Raw genomic sequence first — 23,409 nt, 5'->3', positions numbered from 1 at the left:
CGGATGCGAGATGATGCTGTGACTGAGCGCGAAACATCCGTCGGAACGAAAGCGGTGCGGGAATGATCAATGGTGATGTCTCCTTCTGGTGGAACCAGCTCGGCCGGCCGGCCAACCGCGACCCACTGCCCGGGCCGACGACGGCCGATGTGTGCATCGTGGGTGCCGGCTATACCGGGCTGTGGACGGCCTATTACCTGAAGAAGGCGGCCCCGGCGCTTCGGATCGTCATCGTGGAGCAGCGCTTCGCCGGCTACGGAGCGTCAGGGCGGAACGGGGGCTGGCTGACCAACTCGGTCACCGGCGGCCGTCAGCAGTACGTGAAGTCGCACGGCCGGGGCGCGGCGGCCCGGTTCCAGACCGGCATGAACGAGACCGTGGACGAGGTGATCCGGGTCGCCGAGGCCGAGGGCGTCGACGCCGACATCGTCAAGGGCGGTGAGTTCACCGTGGCCTACGACCAGCCGCAGCAACGAAGGCTGGAGGCATCCGCTCGGTCGGAGCTGGCCTGGGACATGACGGATGTCGAACTCCTCTCCCCGGCGGCTGCGCGCGCCCGTATCGACGTGGCCGGCGCCACCGGGGCGATGTGGCACCCGCACTGCGCGCGCATCAACCCCGCCAAACTCGCGGCCGGGCTTGCCCGGGTGGTGGAGGGCCTCGGCGTGGAGATCTTCGAGAATACCCGGGTCAGCGAGATCACGCCGCACCGGGCGATCACCGACCGCGGCGCCGTGCAGGCGGAGTTCGTGGTGCGTGCGACGGAGGGGTTCACGGCGGGCCTGAAGGGACTGCACCGGGCGTGGCTGCCGATGAACTCGTCGCTGATCGCGACCGCGCCGCTCAGCTCGGACGTCTGGCAGAGCATCGGCTGGGCAGGCCGGGAGACCCTCGGTGACATGGCGCACGCCTATATGTACGCGCAGCGCACCATTGACGACCGCATCGCGATCGGCGGTAGGGGCGTGCCGTACCGGTTCGGGTCGCAGACGGATTCCGACGGGCGGACCCCGGCGAGCACGGTGGAGGCGCTGCGAGGCATCCTGACCCGGTTCTTCCCGGCGACGGCTGGCGCGCAGATCGACCACGCCTGGTCGGGGGTGCTCGGCGTGCCGCGCGACTGGGCGGCGACCGTGGGGCTGGACCCGGCGACCGGGCTGGCCTGGGCCGGTGGCTATGTGGGCACCGGGGTGGCCACGACGAACCTGGCCGGGCGCACGCTGACCGACCTGATCCTCGGCAACGACACCGGCCTCACCCGGCTGCCATGGGTGAACCACCGGGTGCGTAACTGGGAGCCGGAGCCGCTGCGCTGGCTCGCCGTGCACGCGCTCTACCGCGCCTACTCGCTGGCCGACCACGCCGAGCTGACCCGGCGGCGGACGACGTCGCCGATCGCGTCCGTCGCCGACGTGGTCTCGGGTCGAGGACACTAGCGGGGGCGCTCGTGCCGCGCGGCTGCTCCGGTGTGTGCGCGGTGCGTGAACGAATTCGACGGAGGTTTTGCCGATAACAGCTGGTTTGGGGCCGAAAATCTGGCTTTCGGGCAAAATCTCCGACGAATTGCCACGGTGGCCGGCTGCCGGGGACCGGGCCTGGTGTGATCTACTCGACGCATGAGCGTTGAGCCGGGGGTTTCGCAGCACGCCGTGCGGCAGGCGGAGGCCGCCGCGGATTCAGCCGCCGCGGCTGCCGGGGTGACCGTGCGGCAGGCTGAACCCCGCGACCTCGTCGCGGTGATCGGCCTGTTCGAGCGCACTTGGGGCGTGGGCCACAGCCCCGACAGGTCGATGCTCCTGGCGCTCGACTTCGCCGGCAACACCGTGATGATGGCAACCAAGGCCGGCAAACCGGTCGGCGCGACGCTCGGCTTCCTCGGCTGGACCGACGGCATCCACTTGCACTCGCACATGGCAGCGGTCGTGCCGTGGCAGCGCGGCAGTGGGGTCGGCTACGCGCTCAAACTCTTCCAGCGGGCACTCTGCCTGCAGCACGGCATCGCAGACATGCGCTGGACTTTCGACCCGCTGATCCGCCGCAACGCGCACTTCAACCTGGTCAAGCTGGGCGCCGAGGTGGTGCGCTTCCTGCCGGATTTCTACGGTCGGCTCGACGACGTCATCACCGGCAGCGACCGGAGTGACCGGTTCGAGGTGCGCTGGCGCCTCGATTCTCCGCGCACCCTCCGGGCACTGGCCGGCGAACTCCCCCCAGTCTGGACGGGCAGCGACTCGCTGCCTCTTGACGTGGACTTCGAGCGGCTGCGCGCCGACGACCCAGCCGAGGCCGTCCGGCGCCGGGACGAGTCCCGGGCACTGTTCCAGAACAACCTGTCTCGCGGGATGCGCCCCGAGCTCACTGAGAACAACGATTACATCTTCACACCGGATGTCCCCGACCGCCGACCGGCCCCTGACTGAGCCTCGCCCGCCCGCGGTGCGCGCTGCGCGCCCTGCGCGCGCCGCCACTCCGCGCCAGCCGCCACCCCGTCCCAGATCGAGATGGCGGTTTTTGCCTCGGGTGCGTTCCTCGTCGAAGTGGGGCAGGGCGGCGGCGGTCCGGCTCAGCGGGTAGGTCATCTCGATCCGGGCGCGACCGTGTCCGGGTCGATGAGCTCGCGCATCACATCGAGATCGGTGGCGCTGGCCGACGGCACGAGCGGGCGGAGGCTCTGCCGCGAAAAGATTCCCAGGGCCGATGCGGCGAGGATGTGCCCGATCGGGCCGAGGAGACGACCGCCGGCAGCGGAGGACAGCACCAGCGTTCCGCGTGGGGTGGACGCGCGGCGGCAGTCAAACAGGGAGCGATTGCCGGAGATCGAAAGTCACCTCGTTCTGCCGCCCCTTGGCTGTGAAATCCTCGGAGGTGTAATCGATCACGTGGTCTGATTCGCGGAGCGGCGAAGAACGGATGCCGCGCTACTCCCCGTGCCGGGTGAAGCGTCGCTCGAACCAGTAGAGCAGTTCGGGGCGCACCCGGTTCAGATCCTGCAGGGTCATCGGTTCGGGCACCCGCACCACGGGTACGCCGAGCTGATCGACCACCGTGTCCATGGCTCCGCGCGAGTAGTACTGCCCGCGCATGCGCACCAGCAGTCGGCCGTCGGTGCCGGTGACGAAGAGCTGCGGCTGCGTGTCGAGCGCCCCGCTCCGGTAGAGGTCGAGCAGCACGACGTTGCCGATCTCGTCCGCCGAGAAGTCCTTGACCAGGCCCATGAAGCCGCGTTCCGAGATGCCCTCGGAATCGACACGGATGATGGTGCGAGTGTAGGCGAGATAGGCAAGTGCGCAGATGCTCAGGAGTACAACCTGGGCGATGGCAACCGGACGCCAGGTGCCGTTAGGGATGCTGAGCCAGAAGAGCACGGCGGAGATGGGTGCGACAAGGGCCAGGACGGAAAGCCCCGACTGCACCAGCAACCGGCCGTGCGGCCGCAATGCGTGCGTGTGCATGCGCACACCCCCGTTGAATCTCACCCTTGGTTCCCCCTCGCCGGTGTACACAGATTATCTCGGATTTTGCGTGAGTGCGGCAGTCACCGATAGGGGGGGGTGCCGTGTCGAAACCGGAACAGACGACGGATGCCCGCGAACCGTATAGTGAGCGGGTGCCATCCTTGTCTCTCCGTAGAAGCGGTCCGCGCGGTCCGCGCGCCCGACTGCATCCGGCGCAGGTCGTGGTCGCCGGATTCGCCGCCGCCATCCTGGTCGGCACGGTGCTGCTGATGATCCCGATCGCGACGCCCGGCCCCGGCGGCACCCCGTTCCTGATCGCGGCTTTCACGGCCACGTCGGCCGTTTGCGTGACCGGGCTGACCGTTGTCGATACCGCAACGTTCTGGTCGCCGTTCGGCCAGGTCATCATCCTGGCCCTGATCCAGGTCGGCGGCTTCGGGATCATGACGTTCGCCTCGGTCATCGGGCTCGCCGTGATCCGCAAGATGTCCCTTCGGTCCCGCATGACGGCGGCCGCCGAGGTCAAGAGTTTCGGGCTCGAGGATGTCCGCGGGCTGGTTCTCGGCGTCGTGCGCATCTCCCTGATCGTGGAGTGCATCGTGGCGGTGTTGCTGAGCCTGCGGTTTTGGATCGGATACGGCGAAGCGCCGGGCCGGGCCATCTGGCTCGGCGTGTTCCACTCCGTGTCCTCGTTCAACAACGCGGGCTTCGCCCTGTTCAGCGACAACCTCATCTCCTATGCGACGGACCCGTTCATCTGCCTGCCCATCGCCGCCGCCGTGATCCTCGGCGGCCTGGGCTTCCCGGTGATCATGCAGCTGCGCAAGCACCTCCGGAACCCGCTGAAGTGGTCGATGAACACCCGCATCGTGCTGGCAGGAACGATCACACTTCTGGTCGCGGGCACCGTCTTCATCACCGGCGTGGAGTGGAACAACCCGGGCACGCTCGGACCGCTGGACTGGCCGAGCAAGCTCCTGGTGGGCTTCTTCCAGTCGGTGCAGACGCGCACGGCCGGGTTCAACAGCCTCGACATCGGGGCGATGGATTCCGCGAGCCTGCTCGGCATGGACGTGCTCATGCTGATCGGCGGAGGCCCGGCCGGCACCGCCGGCGGCATCAAGATCACCACCTTCGCTGTGCTGTTCTTCATCCTGCTGACCGAAATCCGCGGCGAGGTGGCCGTGAACGTCTTCGGCAAGCGCCTCTCCCGGGCCGTGCACCGTCAGGCGATCACCATCGTGCTCCTGGCGGTTGCGGTGATCACGGTCTCCACGGTCGCCCTGATGCTGATCACCGATATCGGCCTCGATGCGCTTCTGTTCGAAGTGATCTCCGCGTTCGGCACGGTGGGGCTCTCCACCGGGATCACCGCGGGTCTGCCCCCGGCCGGTCAGACCATCCTGATGCTGCTCATGTTCATCGGTCGGCTGGGCCCCATCGGGTTCGCCTCGGCGCTCGCCCTGCGGGACCGCCCCACCGGGTACGAATTACCGAAAGAGAGGCCCATCATTGGCTAAGTTTTCCCTGTTCGGGCACCAGCAGCCCGCACGCATGGCCGAAGCGGATGCGATCGTCGTGATCGGTCTGGGCCGTTTCGGCAGCGCCCTTGCACTCGAGCTGATGGCCAGCGGCAGCGAGGTGCTCGGCATCGACGGAGACGAGGAGATCGTGCAGGCGCACAACGGCCTGCTCACCCACGTCGTGCGCGCCGACTCGACCAAGGAGGAGACCCTCCGCCAGCTCTCGGTGCCGGACTTCAGCAGCGCGGTCGTCTCGATCGGCAGCGATATCCAGGCGAACATCCTCACCGCGAGCCTGTTGCTCAAGCTGGGCATCCCGAATATCTGGGCCAAGGCGGTCAGCGACCCACACGGTGAAATCCTGCGCCAGATCGGCGTCAAGCACGTCATCTACCCCGAGAAGGACATGGGCAAACGGGTGGCCCACCTCGTGCGCGGGGTGATGCAGGACTACATCGAGATCGACGAGAACTTCGCCCTCGTGAAGACGAACCCGCCGCAGGAGATCGTCGGCGTGCCGCTCGGCAAATCGAGCGTGCGCACCATCCACGGGGTCACGGTCACGGCATTCAACCGCCCCGGCAAGGGCTGGAGCTACACGACGCTTGACACGACGTTGGAGGCCGACGACGTCATTTTGATCGCCGGCGACGTGCGCAAGGTGGAGTCCTTCAGCCGCCTCAGGTAGCGGATGCCGTCGGCCTTCCCGGTCGGCGAGGAGCTGGGTGCGGCGGGGCTGGGTTGGGTGCGGCTGGGCTCGGCTCGGGCTCGAAGAGTAGGCTCAGCCGGATGAGCCTCGCCGCCGCCCAATTCGTCTCCAGTACCACCCTCGGAACCCGAATCGTGGTGCGCACCCGCATCGAGGGCGGGGTCACCGATGCCGTGGGTTACTTGCGGTCCGTCTCCGACACCGGGTGCATAGTTGAGACCAAACGCGGTCTGGTCGCCCTCGCGCTCGCCGATGTCGTGGCCGCGAAGCCGGTGCCGCCGCCGCCCGCGCCGCGTGCGCCGCGGCATCCGCTCGCCGACTAGTCCCCGATGCTCGCCGGTGGTCGCCGGTGCTCGCCGGACCTGCCCCGACACTCCCGTGGCCAACTCAGGAGATCCGTGAGCGGCCGCAGGCTGCTCCGCACTGGTCTGCGGCCACGGCAGAGCGGTCCGCCCGGATCTCCTGAATTGGCCCCATGCCGGGCGCAGTCGGAGCCTCGCGTCGTGCATAACTCCTGCCAATTCTCGGCGGGGGGCTGTTCCAGGCCTCTATTGGCCACATCCGGCAGAATGTGCGGGAGCTGTGCACGCGGGTCGGTGGCTAACTCAGGAGAACCTCGGCTAGTTGCGGTTTCTGCCCCGGCATCAGGCGGTGGATGTCCGCGTGCGGCTTGAATCTCCTGAGTTAGCCCCATCCGAGCAGGGAAGCAGCACTGCGGGGGCGGAAGATTCGCACCCCCGAGAGTTAATTGTCGAGGGCGTCGAGACTGGTACCCGCGCACGTGCTGCAGTACGATTTGGCGGAGAATGGGGGATTCGAACCCCCGAGGGCTCTCACCCAACACGCTTTCCAAGCGTGCGCCATAGGCCACTAGGCGAATTCTCCTGGCCGAACGTTCCCTCAAGGAACGACCTAGAGAATCTTACCTGTTTCCGGCGGCCTCCGTGCACACTCACCCCGGCCGCCCGGTACAGGCTCGGAATCGACCCAGAATCGGCCCGTTTTCGGCCTCGTCGGCTTTGCGTCTAAACTGAGGGTCGGCTCCTCGTGTGGCGCCATCTCGGCCAACTCCCCCAGGACGGAAACGTAGCAAGGGTAACCGGGCTCTGGTGGGTGCGCGAGGAGTCTTTTTCATGCCCGCGCACCGGAGAAACAGCCCAGCCCAGCCCAGCCCCGCCACAGCCGCAGGCCGTTAGCAATGATAACGATTTCGCCTCATCTCGTAAGATGAGATGGCGCAGTTAACGCCCCCGCCCCGATAGTGCCTGGAGGCACCATGGCTGAAACATTCGGTAAACCCTTTCTCTGGCCAGACCGGTCACCGCATCCGCTCAGCGCTGAAGCGCTTGCCAGCGTCGATGCCTGGTGGCGGGCCGCCAACTACCTGTCGGTAGGGCAGATCTACCTGCTCGACAACCCGTTATTGCGTGAGCCGCTCACGCGAGACCACATTAAGCCTCGTCTGCTCGGCCATTGGGGAACCACCCCGGGACTCAATTTCCTTTACGCACACCTGAACCGGGCCATCCAGGAACGGTCGATCAGCACCCTCTACGTCACCGGCCCCGGCCACGGCGGCCCCGGGATGGTGGCCAACGCCTACCTCGACGGCACGTACTCCGAGATCTACTCCGGCGTCGACCAGAGCGAGCAGGGCGTCAAGGCCCTGTTCCGCCAGTTCTCGTTCCCCGGCGGCATTCCGAGTCACGCGTCGCCCGAGACGCCCGGCTCGATCCACGAGGGCGGCGAGCTTGGTTACGCGCTCAGCCACGCCTACGGCGCCGCGTTCGACAACCCCGACCTGCTGGTCGCCGCGGTCGTCGGCGACGGCGAGGCCGAGACCGGCCCGCTGGCCACCAGCTGGCACTCGAACAAGTTCATCGATCCGCTTCAGGATGGCGTCGTGCTGCCGATCCTGCACCTCAACGGGTACAAGATCGCCAACCCCACCGTGCTCGCCCGCATCCCGGAAGAGGAGCTCCTAGACCTGATGCGCGGCTACGGCCACAAGCCCTACATCGTCGCCGGTGGCTTCGACGGCGAGGATCCCCTCCTCGTGCACCAGCGCATGGCGCTCACCCTCGACGAGGTGCTCAACGAGATCGCCGCGATCAAGGCGCGCGCCCTCGCCGGCGACACCGAGCGGCCGCGCTGGCCGATGATCATCCTGCGCACGCCCAAGGGCTGGACCTGCCCGCCCGTCATCGACGGGGTGCAGGTCGTCGACTCCTGGCGTTCGCACCAGGTGCCGCTGAGCAACGCCCGCGACACCGAGGCGCACACCCGACTGCTCGAAGAGTGGTTGTCCTCCTACCGGCCGGGCGAACTCTTCGATGCGAGCGGCGCCCCCGTGGCAGAGGTTTCGTCGCTGGCTCCCGCGGGCGACCTGCGAATGAGCGCCAACCCGGTCGCCAACGGCGGGCTGCTGCGCCGGGCGCTGAAGCTGCCCGACTTCCGGGAGTACGCGGTGGATGTCCCCTCCCCGGGCGCCACCACCGATGAGGCGACCAAGGTTCTCGGCACCTGGCTGGCCGACGTCATCCGTGACAACCCCGACAATTTCCGCATCTTCGGGCCCGACGAGACGGCCTCCAACCGCCTCGCCCCGGCCGTCTACGCGGCCACCGACAAGCAGTGGAACGCGGAATTCCACGAGGGTGACACGAACCTCGCCCGCGCCGGCCGCGTGATGGAGATGCTCAGCGAACACCAGTGCCAGGGCTGGCTGGAGGGCTACCTGCTCACCGGCCGTCACGGCCTGTTCAACTGCTACGAGGCCTTCATTCACATCGTCGACTCGATGTTCAACCAGCACGCGAAGTGGCTCAAGGTCACCCGCGAGATCCCGTGGCGCCGCTCCATCTCGAGCCTGAACTACCTGCTCAGCTCGCACGTCTGGCGCCAGGATCACAACGGGTTCTCGCATCAGGACCCCGGATTCATCGACCACGTCGTGAACAAGAGTGCGGATGTCGTGCGCGTCTATCTGCCGTTCGACGCCAACACGCTGCTCGCCACCTACAGCCACTGCCTGCGCAGCGTGGACTACGTCAACGTGGTCGTCGCCGGCAAGCAGCCCGCGCCGAACTGGCTCACCATGGACCAGGCCGTCGCGCACTGCAAGCGGGGTCTGGGCATCTTCGACTGGGCCGGAACCGAGACGTTCGGCACCTCACCCGACGTCGTGCTGGCCGCCGCCGGCGAGGTGCCCACCCTCGAAGTACTGGCCGCGGCCGCCATCCTCCGGGAATGGCTGCCCGACCTGTCGGTGCGCGTCGTGAACGTCGTTGACCTGATGCGCCTGCAGTCCGAGGCGGACCACCCGCACGGCCTCAGCGACAACGAGTTCGACGCCATTTTCACGGCCGACAAGCCGATCGTGTTCGCCTACCACGGGTATCCGTGGCTGATCCATCGCCTGACCTACAAGCGCAACGGGCATGGCAACCTGCACGCCCGCGGCTACAAGGAGAACGGCACCACCACCACACCGTTCGACATGGTCATGCTCAACGACCTCGACCGGTACCACCTGGTGATGGACGTCATCGACCGGGTTCCCGGACTCGGCGCCCGCGCCGCCCTGCTTCGCCAGGAGATGCAGGATGCCCGCCTCCGGGCCCGCAATTACACCCGCGACCACGGGGAAGACATCCCCGCCGTCACCGAATGGGTCTGGGACGCCGATGGCGTCGGCGTGACCCCCGACAATGCCGGTGTCTCCACCGGCGGAGACAACGTATAAATCGTGGCTGACAGTATCTACATCACCTCTGCCGAGGGAAACACCGGCAAATCCACCATCGCCCTGGGCGTGCTCGACACCCTGCTCCGTTCGGTGCAGCGCGTCGGCGTGTTCCGGCCCGTGGCCCGCTCGGCGCACCACCCCGACTACGTGCTCGAGCTGCTGCTCTCGCACCTGTCCAGTGCGTCTGCGCTCACCGTGCAGCCCCCGCTGACCTATGACGACTGCGTCGGCGTCACTTACGACGAGGTGCACCTCGACCCCGACGCGGCCCTTGGCCGCATCGTGCAGCGCTTCAAGGCCGTCGAGGCCCAGTGTGACGCGGTGGTCGTGATCGGCTCCGATTACACGGATGTCGGCAGTCCCACCGAGCTCGCCTTCAACCTGCGCATCGCCGCCAACCTGGGGGTGCCGGTGCTGCTGGTCCTCGGCGGGCGGGTCGGTCCCGGCCAGCGCGACACGCTCAGCCAGGGTGACCGGCAGCTCGGGCAGAGCGACCCGCGCACGGCCGAGGACATCCGCCAATTGACCGACGTGACCCTGGCCGAACTGCGCGACGAGCACGTCTCACTGCTCGGCGTGATCGTCAACCGCGCCGATCCGACTCGGCTCGATGAGCTCATCGACGCCGTGCGGAGCGTCATCGACGCCGTCGCGTTGCCCGGCAACGGGCGCAACGCGGTGCCGGTCTGGGCGTTGCCCGAAGACTCGTTCCTCGTGGCTCCGAGCATGAAGAGCATCCTCAAGGCCACCGACGGCACGCTCGTCAAGGGTGACCCCGCGTTGCTGTCCCGGGAGGCGCTCGGCGTGGTCGTGGCGGCCATGTCGATGGTCAACGTGCTGCCGCGCCTGTTCGAAGGCGCCGTGGTTGTGGTTCCCAGCGACCGCCCGCAGGTGCTGCTGGCCGTTCTGATGGCGAACTCGTCCGCGACGTTCCCGTCGATCGCCGGCATCGTGCTGGTCGGCGGCTTCGCCCTGCCCGAAGAGATCGGGCGGCTCGTCGAGGGGCTCGACGCCTCGGTTCCGATCATCAGCACCGAGCTGAACTCCTATGACGCCGCGCTGCGCATCACGCACACGCCCGGACGGATGGCCGCCGACTCGCAACGCAAACGCGACACGGCGCTGGCGCTCTTCGAAGGCCACGTGGAGGCATCCGTGCTGCTCGACCGGCTCAAGGTGAGCCGCGCCGACGTGGTGACGCCGCTGATGTTCGAGTACATGCTGCTCGAACGCGCACGCACCAACCAGAAGCGCATCGTGCTGCCCGAAGGGGACGACGACCGCGTGCTGCGCGCCGCCGCGACCCTGCTGGCCCGCGATGTGGCCGACATCACGATTCTCGGTGAGGAGTTCGAGGTGCGCTCGCGTGCCATCGGCCTCGGCCTGGACATCTCCAAGGCGCAGGTTCTGAGCCCCTTCGACGACGTGCTGCGGCGCAAGTTCGCGGAGGCGTACGCGAAGCTGCGCGCCCACAAGGGCGTCACGGTCGAGCAGGCCATGGAACTCGTCACCGACGTCTCCTACTTCGGCACCATGATGGTGCAGCTCGGGCTGGCGGACGGCATGGTGTCCGGGGCGACGCACACCACGGCGCACACCATCCGGCCGAGCCTGCAGATCATCAAGACGCGTCCGGGAGTCTCGGTCGTGTCCAGCGTGTTCCTGATGGCGCTGGCCGACAAGGTGCTCGTCTACGGCGACTGCGCGGTGAACCCCGACCCCACCGCGGAGCAGCTCGCCGACATCGCCATCTCGGCGTCGGAAACGGCCGTCGAGTTCGGTATCGAGCCGCGCATCGCCATGCTGAGCTACTCGACCGGCGAGTCCGGTCAGGGTGCCGACGTGGACAAGGTGCGGGCCGCCACCGCCCTCGTGCGGGAGCGTCGCCCCGACCTCCTGATCGAGGGTCCCATCCAGTACGACGCGGCAGCGGATGCCGCCGTCGCCGCCACGAAGATGCCCGGTTCGGCTGTTGCCGGCCGTGCCACCGTCTTCATCTTCCCCGACCTGAATACGGGCAACAACACGTACAAGGCCGTGCAGCGGAGCGCCGGAGCAGTGGCCATCGGCCCCGTCCTCCAGGGCCTGCGCAAACCCATCAATGACCTTTCTCGAGGAGCACTAGTGCAGGACATCGTCAACACCGTAGCCATCACCGCGATCCAGGCCGCGACGCTCGCAGCGTCCGAGTCCGGCGCCCCGGCAGCTTCGGCTTCCGGTGCGGCATCTTCCGCTTCGGCCGCAGTGGCGGTGTCCGCATGACCGCCATCCTGGTCGTCAACTCCGGATCGTCCTCGTTCAAGTACCAACTGATCGACATGGACACCGAAACCGAGCTCGCCAGCGGCCTGGTCGAGCGCATCGGCGAGCCGATCGGGCACTCACGGCACACCGCGGGCACGTCGAAGGACGGCCGCACCGAGCGCGACCTGCCGATCATGGACCACACCGCCGGCTTCGCCGTGATGATCGAGGCCTTCGCCGAGCACGGTCCGAAGCTGTCCGAGGCGAACCTGATCGCCGTCGGCCACCGCGTGGTGCAGGGCGGCAACCGGTTCTTCGAGCCGACCGAGATCACCCACCTGGTCGAGCTGAACATCGAGGACCTCTCCGAGATCGCTCCGCTGCACAACCCGGCCAACGTGCAGGGCATCCGTGCCGCCCGCGCCAGCTTCCCGAACGTGCCCCACGTCGCCGTGTTCGACACCGCGTTCCACCAGACGCTGCCGCCGGCCGCGTACACCTACGCGATCGACAAAGACATCGCGACGCGGTACCGCGTGCGCAAGTACGGCTTCCACGGCACCTCGCACAAGTTCGTCTCGGAGGCCGTGGCGGCCTATCTCGACCGACCCCTGGCCGAGCTCAAGACGATCGTGCTGCACCTGGGCAACGGGGCATCCGTGTGTGCCGTCGACGGCGGAGAATCGATCGACACCTCCATGGGTATGACCCCGCTGCAGGGGCTCGTGATGGGCACCCGCTCGGGCGACATCGACCCGGCCGTGATCTTCCACCTGCGCCGCCGGGCCGGGATGACCACCGCCGAGCTCGACGACCTGCTCAACCGCCGCGGCGGCATGCTGGCCCTGGCCGGCAACGGCGACATGCGCGACGTGGAGGATGCCGCGGTCGCGGGCGACCCGGTCGCCCAGGCTGCCCTCGACGTGTACTTCCACCGCATCAAAGGCTATGTCGGCAACTACTACGCGCAGCTCGGAACCGTGGACGTCATCGTCTTCACCGCGGGGGTCGGCGAGAACTCACCGATCGTGCGCGCGGGCGCCCTGGCCGGACTCGAGGGCATGGGGATCGAAATCGACCCCGTGCGTAACGAAGCCAAGTCCCGCGCGCCGCGCGTGATCTCCACGGACAACTCCCGGGTAACCGTGCTCGTCATCCCGACGAACGAGGAGCTGGAGATCGCCCGGCAGACGCTGGGGACGATCAAGCGCACGCATCCGTCGGTGTAGGGGTTCGCTGGCAGGGGTTTCGGCTCCTGTGTCTCGTTGATGCTTGGGTTGATGCTTTCGTTGATCGGCCGTTTCCGGGTTTCGGGGGCGGCCGATTGGCGTGTGGGGGATTGGGGCGCTCGGGATGCGGGGTGCGCGGTGCGGGGTTGCGTGACTTCGGAGTTTTTGGCGACACGCGGCATCCGTGGGTTGCGGATGCGGCGTGTCGCGATTTTCTCCGAGGTTACGTTCGTCATGGGTCGGGCTGGTCCGTGGGCGCGGCGGTTGCGGCGGGCCGGCCCCGCGACATCAGCATGGGCCCCGCGCGGCTGCTGCGCCGCTGCGCTCATGGCACGCCTGAGGCGGAGCGGGGCGGAGCGGCGCGGCGCAGCGCCCGCGCTGCCCCCGCGCTCGCACCCGCGCAGCACTCGCGCCCGCGCTGCCCGACCGATCAGACGGGGTCGTCGCGCCGCGTGAGGAGGCGGCCGAAGCGGCGGGACTGCTCGCGCTGGGCATCCGTCACGACGCGCGCGATGGCGGCGAGCGTGGTCTCCCACTCGTAGAGCACCTGGTCCTGGGTGAGCCGGATCGACCGGCGTCCGAGGGCCTCGGTCTTGAGGTCGCGAATGCGGTCGGCGTGGAAACGGTCGGGGCCGTGCCATTTCTCGCCGTCGGTTTCGATGGCGACGCAGTCCTCGACGACGAGATCTTCGTCGCCGATGCCTGCCACCTTCACCTGCGCCACCACCGAGTAGCCCACATGCCGCAGCCGACGCCGCACGATCGTCTCCATGCCGGAGCCCGAGGTGAATTCCAGCTCGCAAATGCCTCCCGCCAGCCGGACCGGCGCCCGTGCGCACAGCTCGCGCACCTGGTCGATCGTGAGGAATCCCTCGTGCACCGCCGACTCGAGGCAGGCGATCGCATGCTCCTCGTCGAGGCAGTGGATGGCCTGCCAGACCGCCTCCATCGGCGAGACCAGCCAGGATCGCTCGGTGGTTTCCGGGAACCGCGGCTGCGCCCAGTGGTAGTGGATTCGCTGCCCGCCCTGATCCCGCACGGGCCGAGTGCCGGTCGCGTGCGCGGGCACCTGCAGGTGCAGCGAACGGTCGATTCCGGCCCAGACGTTGGCCCGGCGCAGGGCGCTGAGGCAGCTGATCCGGCCGTGGGCAACGGCGGCATCGCGCTGGTCGCGGTCGGCGTGGGCGCAGAGGTAGACGCCCCGCGCGGCGCGCACGACGGTTCCGCGCGCAATGGCCATGCGCAGCTGCCGGGGAGCGACGCCGAGCCGGAGCAGTTCGTCGGTCATGGCGGCGTGTCCGAGGGTGCAGATGAGGGTCGCTGTGCTGCGCATTCGTTCAGGATGCCCGCGGGCCCGGCCCTCTCCCGGGGGAGTGGCGGCCTGGGGAGAAGGTTTTGCCCCGGCTGCCTGTGGGGGAGTGCCGTGTGGGTGCCCGTGGGCGCGTGGCGGGGGTGCGGGTGCGGTTGTCGGCCACCGGCTGTTTTTGTTCTGCGCTGGGCCACGCGAGTGATGCAAAGTCGGAGATTTTCGGCACACGCCGCATCCGTGGGCGCCGTGGGCGGCGTGTTGCGAAATTCTCCGAGTTTAGAGTCGAGCCCGGTCGTGGCGGCGACGGATGCTTTGCTCGCCTGGTCCGCTCTCCTCCCGGCTGTTCTTTGTTCTTTGTTCTTCGCTGGGCCTCGCGGGTGAAGCAAAGTCGGAGATTTTCGGGACACGCCGCATCCGTGGGCGCTGTGGGCGGCGTGTTACGAAAATCTCCGAGTTTAGTGTCGAGCCGGGAGCCGGGAGCCGGGAGCCGGGAGCCGGGAGCCGGGAGCCGGGAGCCGGGAGTCGGGAGCCGGGAGGGCAACACGCGGCCGGCGACGGATGTCCGCGCTCGCCACGCCCGATTCCAATTCCGCGACCTCCACCTCCGGCGCGGGTAGTATTTTCGCGTGAGCACACTCCTGAACGTGATCTGGCTCGTGCTGAGCGGGTTCTGGCTGTTCCTGGGCTACCTCGCCGCGGGCATTCTGCTCTGCGTGCTGATCGTTACGATCCCGTGGGGCATCGCGTCGTTCCGCATCGCCGCCTACGCGCTCTGGCCGTTCGGCCGCACCGTCGTGGCCAAACCCACCAGTGGAGCGTTCTCGTTCATCGGCAACGTGATCTGGGTGATCCTCGCGGGCTGGTGGCTGGCGCTGGCGCACATCGTCTCGGGAATCGCGCTCTGCCTCACTATCATCGGAATCCCCCTCGGCATCGCCGACTTCAAGATGGTGGCGGTCTCGCTCGCGCCCCTCGGCAAGCAAATCGTGAGCAATCGCCCCGGCGCGTTCGACCAGGCCGTCGCGCGCCGCGCCTGAGCCCGCCGCGCCTGAGCCTCGCCCGCCTGGCAAACGGATGTCGCCCGCCCCGCTACACACGCCACCTCACCTCACCTCACCCCACCCCACCCACACCCACCCCTCACCCCACACCTCACCCCACCCACACCTCACCTCACCCCACCCCACCCCACACCGCACTGTCAGTGGCTCCGGCTACGATTGACCTCGTGGTTACCGCCCTGTATCGCCGCTACCGGCCCGAGACTTTTGCCGAAATGATCGGTCAGTCTCAGGTGACCGATCCGCTGATGACGGCCTTGCGCACGAACCGGGTGAATCACGCCTATCTGTTCAGCGGGCCCCGAGGTTGCGGCAAGACGACATCCGCCCGCATTCTCGCGCGCTGCCTGAACTGCGCCGAGGGCCCCACCGACACACCGTGCGGGGTCTGCCCGAGCTGTGTGGAGCTGTCCCGCGACGGCGGCGGATCCCTCGACGTGGTCGAGATCGACGCGGCCAGCCACAACGGGGTCGACGATGCCCGGGACATCCGTGAGCGCGCAATTTTCGCTCCCGCCCGCGACCGATACAAGATCTTCATCCTGGACGAGGCGCACATGGTCACGCCGCAGGGCTTCAACGCGCTGCTGAAGATCGTCGAAGAGCCGCCCGAGCACGTCAAGTTCATCTTCGCGACAACCGAGCCCGAAAAGGTGATTGGCACCATCCGTTCGCGCACGCATCACTACCCGTTCCGGCTCGTGCCGCCCGGGCCGATGCTCGAATACGTGCAGCAGATGTGCGACACCGAGCAGATGACCGTCGCGCCGGGCGTGCTGCCGCTCGTGGTGCGGGCCGGCGGCGGGTCGCCGCGCGACACCCTGTCGCTGCTCGATCAGCTGATGGCCGGATCCGACGGGCACTCCGTCGAATACGACCGCGCCGTGGCGCTGCTCGGCTACACGAACGCGTCGCTGCTCGACGAGTCAATCGACGCGATCGCCGACCGCGACCCGTCCGCCGCGTTCGACGCCGTCGACCGGGTCGTGCAGACCGGCCAGGACCCGCGCCGCTTCGTCGAAGACCTGCTCGAACGCCTGCGCGACCTCATCATCGTGGGCGCCACGAGTGCCGCCGCCGCTGCCGCCGTGCTGCGCGGCGTGCCGCAGGAGGAACTCGACCGCATGGCCGTGCAAGCCGCGAAGTTCGGCCCCGCCGAGCTCTCCCGCACCGCCGACGTGATCAACGCCGCCCTCACCGAGATGACCGGCGCGACCAGCCCCCGCCTGCACCTCGAACTCATGATCGCCCGCGTGCTCATCCCCGCGAGCGACGATTCCACCCGCGGCGCGCTCGCCCGAGTCGAACGCCTCGAGCGCCGCATCGGGGTCGGTTCCGGTTCGGGTTCCGGGTCTGGGTCTGGTTCTGATCCCGGCGGCAGCCCGGCGACGGATGCCCCAGCCACCAGCCCGGTCGGCTCGCCCCCGCGCGCGGCTGCGGTCTCGGCGACGCATGCCTCCGGCCGGCCCGCGGTCTCCGGCGGTGCGTCTGGTGCTGCAGCTTCTGCCGCCGCGCCTGCTGCCGCTGCGCCCGCGACCCAAGCCGCGGCCCCGCCCCGCCCTGTCGGACCCGTCACCCTGCAGCAGGTAAAGGACTCTTGGCCGCAGATCCTCGAGGCAGTCAAGGCCGCCAAGATCAGCGCCTGGCTCGTGCTCTACACGGCCCGCGCCATGGAACTACGTGGCGGCGACCTGCTGGTGCTCTCCTTCCCGAGCCAGAACGACGTCGCCGGACTCAAGCAGTCGGCGGCCCCCGGGCAGGGCGTCGGCGACTATCTCAAGCGCGCCGTCAACGAGGTGCTCGGCTTCACGCCCCAGCTCACCGCCCGGGTCGACTCCCCGAGAACGGATGCTCCAGCCACCCCCAACGCATCCGCCCCCGCTCCGGCACCGGTCGCCCCGTTCTCCCCGGGGTCAGGTTTCGGCGTGCAGGACTCCACCGCGCGGAGCCCTGTCGCGCAGGCCGCAACCGTCAGCGGCTCGGCCGCAGCCGGGTCCGGAAACGGCGACTCCGGCTCCAGGACGATACCCAAGTCTGCTGCTGCTGCTACAACAACCGACGAGGCGTCACCCGCCGACGCCGACCCCGATCCGGCTGCTGCCGACGCCGACGCCGACGCCGACCGGGCTGCTGCTGTCGCCGACCCCGATCCGGCTGCCGCCGTGAACGCTGTAGCCGGTTCCGCACCGGCCGGCGTTGGCAAGGTTGACGCGCCAGAAGCGCCTGCGGCATCGGCCGCCAGCCCTACGGTGACCAGCCCCACGGTCAGCAGCCCGACGGCTGCCAGTCCCACGGTGACCAGCCGCGCAATCGCCAGCCCGGCGGTCGCCTCGCCCGCGACCGGCTGGGCGACCGCTGCCATCCCGAGTCCCTCGGATGCCGGCACCGGCTGGGCCACGGTGGCCATCCCGGGGTCAGCCCCGACTGCTGAAACCGCTGCACCTGCGTCTGATGCCTTCGCTGGGGCCTCCGCTGCGACCCCCGCTGCGACCCCCGATGACCGCGCGCACGCATCCGCACCGCGGACCGTCCCGCGTTCCACGTCGAGCGCGCCGGCGCCCACGACGCTTCCCGCGTCCGGACGAGACCCTGAGCCGCAGCCGCCCTACGACGACGAGCCCCCGCCCTACGACGAGGAATTCCCGCCGGACCTGCACCCGAACGGCGCCCAGCCCGGAACCCCGCCGCGCACCCAGGTGCAGGCTCCGAACCGGGCCGGCGGCGAAGCATCCATTGCCCGTCGCGGGCCCGCCTTTGCGGAGAAGCAGCGCTATGGCGAGTCGGTGGTGCGCGAAATCCTCGGCGCCACCTTCCTCGAAGAACAGCCGCACGATCCGGCATCCCGAACCAGAGGCGACTAAACCATGTACGAAGGCATCGTTCAGGAACTGATCGACGAGCTCGGTACGCTGCCCGGAATCGGGCCCAAGTCCGCGCAGAGGATCGCGTTCCACATCTTGCAGACCGAGCAGTTCGACGTGACCCGGCTCGCCAACGTGCTGCTCGAGGTGCGCGACAAGGTGAAGTTCTGCGACATCTGCGGCAACGTGTCCGAGCAGAAGACCTGCATGATCTGCCGCGACCCGCGCCGCAATCCGGCGATGATCTGCGTGGTGGAAGAGGCCAAGGACGTCGTCGCGATCGAGCGCACCCGCGAATTCAAGGGGCTCTACCACGTGCTCGGCGGGGCGATCAGCCCCATCGACGGCGTCGGACCGGACGACCTGCGCATCCGTCAGCTGATGCAGCGCCTTGCCGACAACACGGTGCAGGAGGTCATCATCGCCACCGACCCGAACCTCGAGGGGGAGGCGACCGCGACCTACCTGTCGCGCCTGCTGACCACCCTCGAGATCAAGGTCTCCCGGCTCGCGTCAGGGCTGCCGGTCGGCGGCGACCTCGAGTACGCCGACGAGGTCACCCTCGGGCGGGCCTTCGAGGGCCGCCGTACCGTCACGAACTAGCCCCCGCGCCGCCTGCCCGCCGCGTGGCCAGGCGACGGATGCCGCGTGTCGCGAAATTCTCCGCAGTTACGGCGTTCTATTTCGCGCTGGCGGTCGCCCGCGGGGGCGCGGCCGGAGCAGCAGCCGCCGGCACCAGCGGCTTGTTCGCTTCGAGCACCGTGCGGTACGCGGGCAGGTGCGTGAACAGCTCGTCGGTGAGCGGGTTGCGGCGTCTCTTCACGATCGTGTAGATCTGGTAGACCACCACGGCGATGTTGGCCGCGAGGGCCACGGCGCTCACCCAGAATAGGGCGACCGGGTCGTGCGACGACTTCACTGCGAACTGCGAGCTCGACACGAAGGTCGGGAAGGCCATGGTGAACATCATCCAGAACGCCAGGGTCTGCGCGCGGTGCTGCAGCCAGGCGCCGCGCTTGATGAAGAAGGCGGGGATCGTGCACGACACGAGCAGCGCCGCGCCGGCGTAGAACGAGTGGTCGCCGACCGCGTTGTAGACGTAGGCGAAGTTCCAGAGGTCGTAGGCGATGATCCAGAACCACAGCATGTCCGGCCAAATCATGTCCTTCTTGGGGCCGCGGCTGATGATGATCCCGGCCCAGCCGCAGATCGTGAGCAGGTTCAGCAGCCCGGCGATACCGTTCATGATGTTCCACGGCCCGCCCACCATGAACACTCCGTCGACCATCCCGTTCAGCCCGTAGACCTGGAAGTCGCGAATCACGGCCTCGAAGATGTTGAGCGCCAGAATGAACGCGGGGAACATCAGCGCGTACCGGTTCTTGGCCAGACGCGGAATGAAACGGATGGCCATGAAGCCCAGGCATCCGGCGAGTGCCGAGTAGACCTTGACCCAGTGGAACCAGGTGCCCGTGCTGGACCCGGCGCCCGCGGTGGTGGGCCACACGAAGATCGTCAGCGCCACCGGCAGCGCGATAAACAGTGCCAGCGACGCCCATTTGCTCGACCGTGCGACCTCGTTGGCGATCATCAGCCCCGCGACGACCGCGACCCACATCAGGGTCGACGACCACGGAATGGTGTCGAATAGGAACATATGCAGATACTCCTTTGTACTGGGTGAAAAAGTGGTGCTGCAGGAAAAGTCTTAGGCCGGCGCGTTGTGGTCGAGGTGGAGCGTCTGGCGCACAATCGCCACGAGCACATCGTCCGAGACGGTGGGCTTGGAACGCACGAGCCCGATCAGCCCGAACACCAGCACAGAGAACACCTCGGAGACGTTGTCGATCCGGATCTTGTGCCGCCGCGCGTAGGCCTCGACGGTGGTGACCTGCAGCCGGTCGACGACGGCCTTGACGGCCCGGTCGACGAACTCGTTGTAGAGCCCCGCGTACTCGGTGCGGCCGAGCTCCTCGCGGAAGAGGTCGGTGCGATGCAGGTGGTGACGGAACAGTGCCACGCAGTCGACCAGCGCGCGGTCGATGTCGCCGGGGATGCGGGCGGCGTCCCAGAGGTTGAGGTCGGTCACGAACTCCGCGATGTGGTCCTCGCAGATGAGGTCGATGATCGCGTCTTTGTCCGGGAAGTAGTGGTAGATCAGGCCGCGGGTGACGCCGACCCGGGCGGCGATGTCGGTGATCTTCACGCGGGCCACGCCGCGCTCGGCGACCAGTTCCCGGGCGGCACGCAGAATGTCGTCCCGGCGCTCGTCCGGCTGCTTGCTCTGGCGCACCGGCACCGGCACCGGCACCGGCGCTTTCGATGTGAACTCGTCGGGCATCGGAGCCTCCTCGGCAACTGGGTCGAACCGCGTGGCGGGGCGGGATCCGCCTTCTGCCCCGATCCTACGACCGTGATTAACATAGTGTCAATGACGGGGTGTCAATGGTTGCCGCACACCGTCACATGGCCGCTGTCGAATACAACAGCATTTATGATGGGAGCTTGCCTGTGCCCGCGTACCCGAACCCTTGGAGTGCCACGTGAGCTTGATCGTGCAGAAGTTCGGCGGATCATCCGTCGCCGACGCCGAAAGCATCAAACGTGTGGCCAAACGCATCGTCGACACCCGCAAAGCGGGCAACGAGGTCGTCGTCGCCGTCTCCGCGATGGGAGACTCCACCGACGAGTTGCTCGACCTTGCGCATCAGGTCACCCCGATCCCCGCGCCGCGCGAGCTCGACATGCTCCTCACCGCGGGCGAGCGCATCTCGATGGCACTGCTCGCCATGGCGATCAAGAGCATGGGCTACGACGCTCGCTCCTTCACCGGCAGTCAGGCCGGCATGATCACGGATGCCCAACATGGCGCCGCCCGCATCGTCGACGTGACTCCCGGGCGCATCCGCGATGCCCTCGACGATGGTGCCGTGGCGATTGTCGCCGGCTTCCAGGGCTTCAATCGCGACACCAAAGACATCACCACGCTCGGCCGCGGCGGCTCCGACACGACCGCCGTCGCGCTGGCCGCCGCGCTCAACGCCGATATTTGCGAAATCTACACGGATGTCGACGGCGTCTTCACCGCCGACCCGCGCGTCGTTCCGCGCGCGCACAAACTCGACCGCATCTCCAGCGAGGAAATGCTCGAACTCGCCGCCGCGGGGGCGAAGGTCCTCTATATTCGGGCGGTGGAATATGCGCGTCGGCACGGTGTGACGCTGCATGTGCGGTCCTCGTTCAACAACAACGTGGGAACCATCGTCTACAACCCCGATACCACGAGCCCGCATGTCGCGATCCCGAATTCGTCGGCCACCGAGCGCACACATCCCAATAACGCATCCGCGAATGGAGAGATAGTGGAAGAGCCAATCATCGCCGGGGTCGCCGCCGACCTGAGCGAAGCCAAGGTCACGGTCGTCGGCGTTCCCGACATTCCGGGCAAAGCCGCGCAGATCTTCAAAATCGTCGCGAAGACCAACGCGAACGTCGACATGATCGTGCAGAACGTCTCGGCCGCGTCCACGGGACTGACCGACATTTCCTTCACCCTGCCCAAATCGGAGGGCCAGCAGGTGCTGACCGCGCTGAGCAACGAGCAGGCCAACGTCGGGTTCGCCGGTCTGCAGTATGACGACCAGATCGGCAAGCTCGCGCTCGTCGGCGCCGGCATGCGCACCAACACGGGCGTGTCCGCGAAGTTGTTCGAGGCGCTGTTCGAGGCCGGGATCAACATTGAAATGATCTCGACCAGCGAGATCCGAATCTCCGTGGTCACCCGCGCCGACACCATCAACCAGGCGCTGCGGGTCGTGCACACCGCATTCGGCCTGGACTCCACCAACGACGCCGTCGTGCACGGCGGCACCGGCCGCTAGCCGGCGCCCGTCGGCCCAGCCGGGCTCGGCCCCCACCCCGACTCACCCCACCCTGACCCACCCCACCCTGACCCCGTTCAACCGGTTTCCCTGGGGCTAATTCAGGAGAATCAGAGCACACAGGCGCGATCCGGCCGGAATTCGGGCCAAATCGCGAGAATCTCCTGAGTTAGCCACAGGGCAAGGGCAAGGGCAAGGGCAGGGGCACGAGCAAGGGCACGCGCGAGAGCGAGACCACCAGCACCAGCAGCCACGGCATCCAGCGGAGGAAACACAGTGAACAGCACCGCAGCAAACAGCACCGCAGCAACCAGCACCGCAGCAACCAGCACCACAGGAATCCAGATCGGCGTCGTCGGGGCCACCGGCCAGGTCGGCGCCGTCGTGCGCAGCCTGCTCGAGGAACGGAACTTCCCGGTCGGAGGCATCCGTTTCTTCGCGTCGTCCCGGTCCGCCGGCTCCGTGCTGCACTTCAAGGGCGAGAAGATCGTCGTCGAAGACGCCGCCACCGCCGACCCCAGCGGACTCGACGTGGCCATCTTCTCCGCCGGCGCGACGCTCTCGAAAATTCAGGCTCCCCGGTTCGCGGCGGCCGGCGTCACCGTGATCGACAACTCCTCCGGCTGGCGGATGGACCCCGACGTGCCGCTGGTCGTCAGCGAGGTCAACCCCGAAGCCATCAAGCTCGCCACCAAGGGCATCATCGCGAACCCGAACTGCACCACCATGGCGGCCATGCCCGTGCTGAAGGTGCTGCACGACGAGGCCGGCCTCGAGCGCCTGATCGTCAGTACCTACCAGGCGGTCTCCGGCAGCGGCCTGGCCGGCGCCCGCGAGCTCGCCAGCCAGGTGCGCGCCGCCGCGCTGAGCGACAACCTGCTCCAGCTGGTGCACGACGGGTCCGCTGTGCCCATGCCGGCACCCATCGTCTACGCCCGCCCGATCGCGTTCGACGTGATCCCGCTGGCCGGTTCCATCGTCGACGACGGCGAATTCGAGACCGACGAGGAGAAGAAGCTCCGCAACGAGAGCCGCAAGATCCTCGAGCTGCCCGATCTGCTCGTCTCCGGCACCTGCGTGCGCGTGCCCGTCTTCACCGGCCACGCCCTCTCGATCAACGCCGAGTTCGCCAACCCGTTGACCGTCGCCCGCGCCCTCGAATTGCTCGCCACCGCCCCGGGCGTGGTCGTGACGGATGTCCCCACACCCCTCGAAGCGGCCGGCCAGGACCCGAGCTTCGTCGGCCGCGTGCGTCAGGACCGCGGCGTGCCGAACGGGCGTGGATTGGCCCTGTTCATCACCAGCGACAACCTTCGTAAGGGTGCGGCCCTCAACGCCGTGCAGATTGCGGAACTCGTCGCCGCGGACCTGCTCGCCCGCTGACCTCAG

The 23,409-nt window shown here is 68.0% G+C and carries 18 protein-coding genes, 1 tRNA gene and 1 other RNA gene; 14 read left to right on the top strand and 6 right to left on the bottom strand.

Annotation, left to right across the window (positions count from 1 at the left end):
* The first annotated feature begins 62 nt into the window (after positions 1 to 62).
* Both E3O22_RS01180 and E3O22_RS01175 read left to right on the top strand, forming a co-directional pair.
* A complete protein-coding gene (locus E3O22_RS01180) occupies positions 63 to 1,436 on the top strand; it encodes an FAD-binding oxidoreductase (protein ID WP_134394918.1) in 1,374 nt (457 codons plus the stop codon).
* A gap of 180 nt (positions 1,437 to 1,616) precedes the next feature.
* Positions 1,617 to 2,420 carry a GNAT family N-acetyltransferase gene (locus E3O22_RS01175; protein ID WP_134394919.1) on the top strand — a complete coding sequence of 268 codons (804 nt, stop codon included), beginning with the start codon at positions 1,617 to 1,619 and terminating at the stop codon, positions 2,418 to 2,420.
* A gap of 155 nt (positions 2,421 to 2,575) precedes the next feature.
* On the opposite strand, the gene E3O22_RS01170 is transcribed toward E3O22_RS01175, so the two are convergent.
* Both E3O22_RS01170 and E3O22_RS01165 read right to left on the bottom strand, forming a co-directional pair.
* Positions 2,576 to 2,758, bottom strand: a complete 183-nt coding sequence (locus E3O22_RS01170; protein WP_134394920.1) for a hypothetical protein — start codon at positions 2,756 to 2,758, stop codon at positions 2,576 to 2,578.
* Between the two features lie 160 nt (positions 2,759 to 2,918).
* A complete protein-coding gene (locus E3O22_RS01165) occupies positions 2,919 to 3,476 on the bottom strand; it encodes a hypothetical protein (protein WP_134394921.1) in 558 nt (185 codons plus the stop codon).
* Between the two features lie 131 nt (positions 3,477 to 3,607).
* Here E3O22_RS01165 and E3O22_RS01160 point away from each other — a divergent pair, with 131 nt between their 5' ends.
* From E3O22_RS01160 to E3O22_RS01150, 3 genes are all read left to right on the top strand, one after another.
* A complete protein-coding gene (locus E3O22_RS01160) occupies positions 3,608 to 4,975 on the top strand; it encodes a TrkH family potassium uptake protein (protein ID WP_370448409.1) in 1,368 nt (455 codons plus the stop codon).
* Positions 4,968 to 5,666 (top strand): TrkA family potassium uptake protein, encoded by a 699-nt coding sequence (locus tag E3O22_RS01155; RefSeq protein ID WP_241976463.1) that lies wholly within the window; start codon positions 4,968 to 4,970, stop codon positions 5,664 to 5,666. Before E3O22_RS01160 ends, E3O22_RS01155 begins: the two co-directional genes overlap by 8 nt.
* Positions 5,667 to 5,767: 101 nt before the next feature.
* Positions 5,768 to 6,010, top strand: coding sequence for a ferrous iron transport protein A (locus E3O22_RS01150; RefSeq protein WP_134394922.1), 243 nt, complete (start codon positions 5,768 to 5,770; stop codon positions 6,008 to 6,010).
* 474 nt (positions 6,011 to 6,484) lie between these two features.
* On the opposite strand, the gene E3O22_RS01145 is transcribed toward E3O22_RS01150, so the two are convergent.
* Positions 6,485 to 6,572: transfer RNA gene (locus tag E3O22_RS01145), tRNA-Ser, on the bottom strand.
* A gap of 151 nt (positions 6,573 to 6,723) precedes the next feature.
* On the opposite strand from E3O22_RS01145, the gene ffs reads away from it, so the two are divergent.
* The 4 genes from ffs to E3O22_RS01125 all read left to right on the top strand — a co-directional run bounded on the left by ffs (position 6,724) and on the right by E3O22_RS01125 (position 12,908).
* An RNA gene (gene ffs / locus E3O22_RS01140) (signal recognition particle sRNA small type) lies at positions 6,724 to 6,820 on the top strand.
* Positions 6,821 to 6,963: 143 nt separating this feature from the next.
* Complete coding sequence (locus tag E3O22_RS01135) at positions 6,964 to 9,432, top strand: phosphoketolase (protein WP_134394923.1); 2,469 nt, start codon at positions 6,964 to 6,966, stop codon at positions 9,430 to 9,432.
* 3 nt (positions 9,433 to 9,435) lie between these two features.
* On the top strand, positions 9,436 to 11,697 hold the full coding sequence (gene pta / locus E3O22_RS01130; RefSeq protein ID WP_134394924.1) for a phosphate acetyltransferase: 2,262 nt from the start codon (positions 9,436 to 9,438) through the stop codon (positions 11,695 to 11,697).
* Positions 11,694 to 12,908, top strand: a complete 1,215-nt coding sequence (locus tag E3O22_RS01125) for an acetate/propionate family kinase (RefSeq protein WP_134394925.1) — start codon at positions 11,694 to 11,696, stop codon at positions 12,906 to 12,908. The genes pta and E3O22_RS01125 overlap by 4 nt, the downstream gene beginning before the upstream one ends.
* A gap of 430 nt (positions 12,909 to 13,338) precedes the next feature.
* Here E3O22_RS01125 and E3O22_RS01120 read toward each other — a convergent pair whose 3' ends face one another.
* Complete coding sequence (locus E3O22_RS01120; RefSeq protein ID WP_134395697.1) at positions 13,339 to 14,241, bottom strand: type IV toxin-antitoxin system AbiEi family antitoxin domain-containing protein; 903 nt, start codon at positions 14,239 to 14,241, stop codon at positions 13,339 to 13,341.
* A gap of 602 nt (positions 14,242 to 14,843) precedes the next feature.
* On the opposite strand from E3O22_RS01120, the gene E3O22_RS01115 reads away from it, so the two are divergent.
* The 3 genes from E3O22_RS01115 to recR all read left to right on the top strand — a co-directional run bounded on the left by E3O22_RS01115 (position 14,844) and on the right by recR (position 18,742).
* Complete coding sequence (locus tag E3O22_RS01115) at positions 14,844 to 15,254, top strand: YccF domain-containing protein (RefSeq protein ID WP_134395695.1); 411 nt, start codon at positions 14,844 to 14,846, stop codon at positions 15,252 to 15,254.
* A gap of 191 nt (positions 15,255 to 15,445) precedes the next feature.
* Positions 15,446 to 18,139 (top strand): DNA polymerase III subunit gamma and tau, encoded by a 2,694-nt coding sequence (locus E3O22_RS01110; RefSeq protein ID WP_134395714.1) that lies wholly within the window; start codon positions 15,446 to 15,448, stop codon positions 18,137 to 18,139.
* A 3-nt stretch (positions 18,140 to 18,142) separates the two neighbouring features.
* Positions 18,143 to 18,742, top strand: a complete 600-nt coding sequence (recR, locus tag E3O22_RS01105; RefSeq protein ID WP_104099829.1) for a recombination mediator RecR — start codon at positions 18,143 to 18,145, stop codon at positions 18,740 to 18,742.
* 76 nt (positions 18,743 to 18,818) lie between these two features.
* Here recR and E3O22_RS01100 read toward each other — a convergent pair whose 3' ends face one another.
* Together E3O22_RS01100 and E3O22_RS01095 are read right to left on the bottom strand one after the other, a co-directional pair.
* The gene (locus E3O22_RS01100) at positions 18,819 to 19,796 is read right to left on the bottom strand and encodes a DUF5692 family protein (RefSeq protein ID WP_134395693.1); all 978 of its coding nucleotides are present in this window, start codon (positions 19,794 to 19,796) and stop codon (positions 18,819 to 18,821) included.
* A gap of 51 nt (positions 19,797 to 19,847) precedes the next feature.
* Complete coding sequence (locus E3O22_RS01095; protein ID WP_134395692.1) at positions 19,848 to 20,480, bottom strand: TetR/AcrR family transcriptional regulator; 633 nt, start codon at positions 20,478 to 20,480, stop codon at positions 19,848 to 19,850.
* Positions 20,481 to 20,682: 202 nt separating this feature from the next.
* Here E3O22_RS01095 and E3O22_RS01090 point away from each other — a divergent pair, with 202 nt between their 5' ends.
* Entirely contained in the window at positions 20,683 to 22,020 is a 1,338-nt protein-coding gene (locus tag E3O22_RS01090; protein ID WP_134395690.1) for an aspartate kinase, read from the top strand.
* Positions 22,021 to 22,359: 339 nt separating this feature from the next.
* Positions 22,360 to 23,403 carry an aspartate-semialdehyde dehydrogenase gene (locus E3O22_RS01085; RefSeq protein ID WP_370448436.1) on the top strand — a complete coding sequence of 348 codons (1,044 nt, stop codon included), beginning with the start codon at positions 22,360 to 22,362 and terminating at the stop codon, positions 23,401 to 23,403.
* Positions 23,404 to 23,409: the final 6 nt, after the last annotated feature.

The sequence above is a fragment of the Cryobacterium sp. TMT2-18-2 genome, assembly GCF_004402245.1.
In the GTDB taxonomy this organism is placed as follows: Bacteria; Actinomycetota; Actinomycetes; order Actinomycetales; family Microbacteriaceae; genus Cryobacterium; species Cryobacterium sandaracinum.
This window is presented reverse-complemented; position numbering and strand designations above follow the sequence as displayed.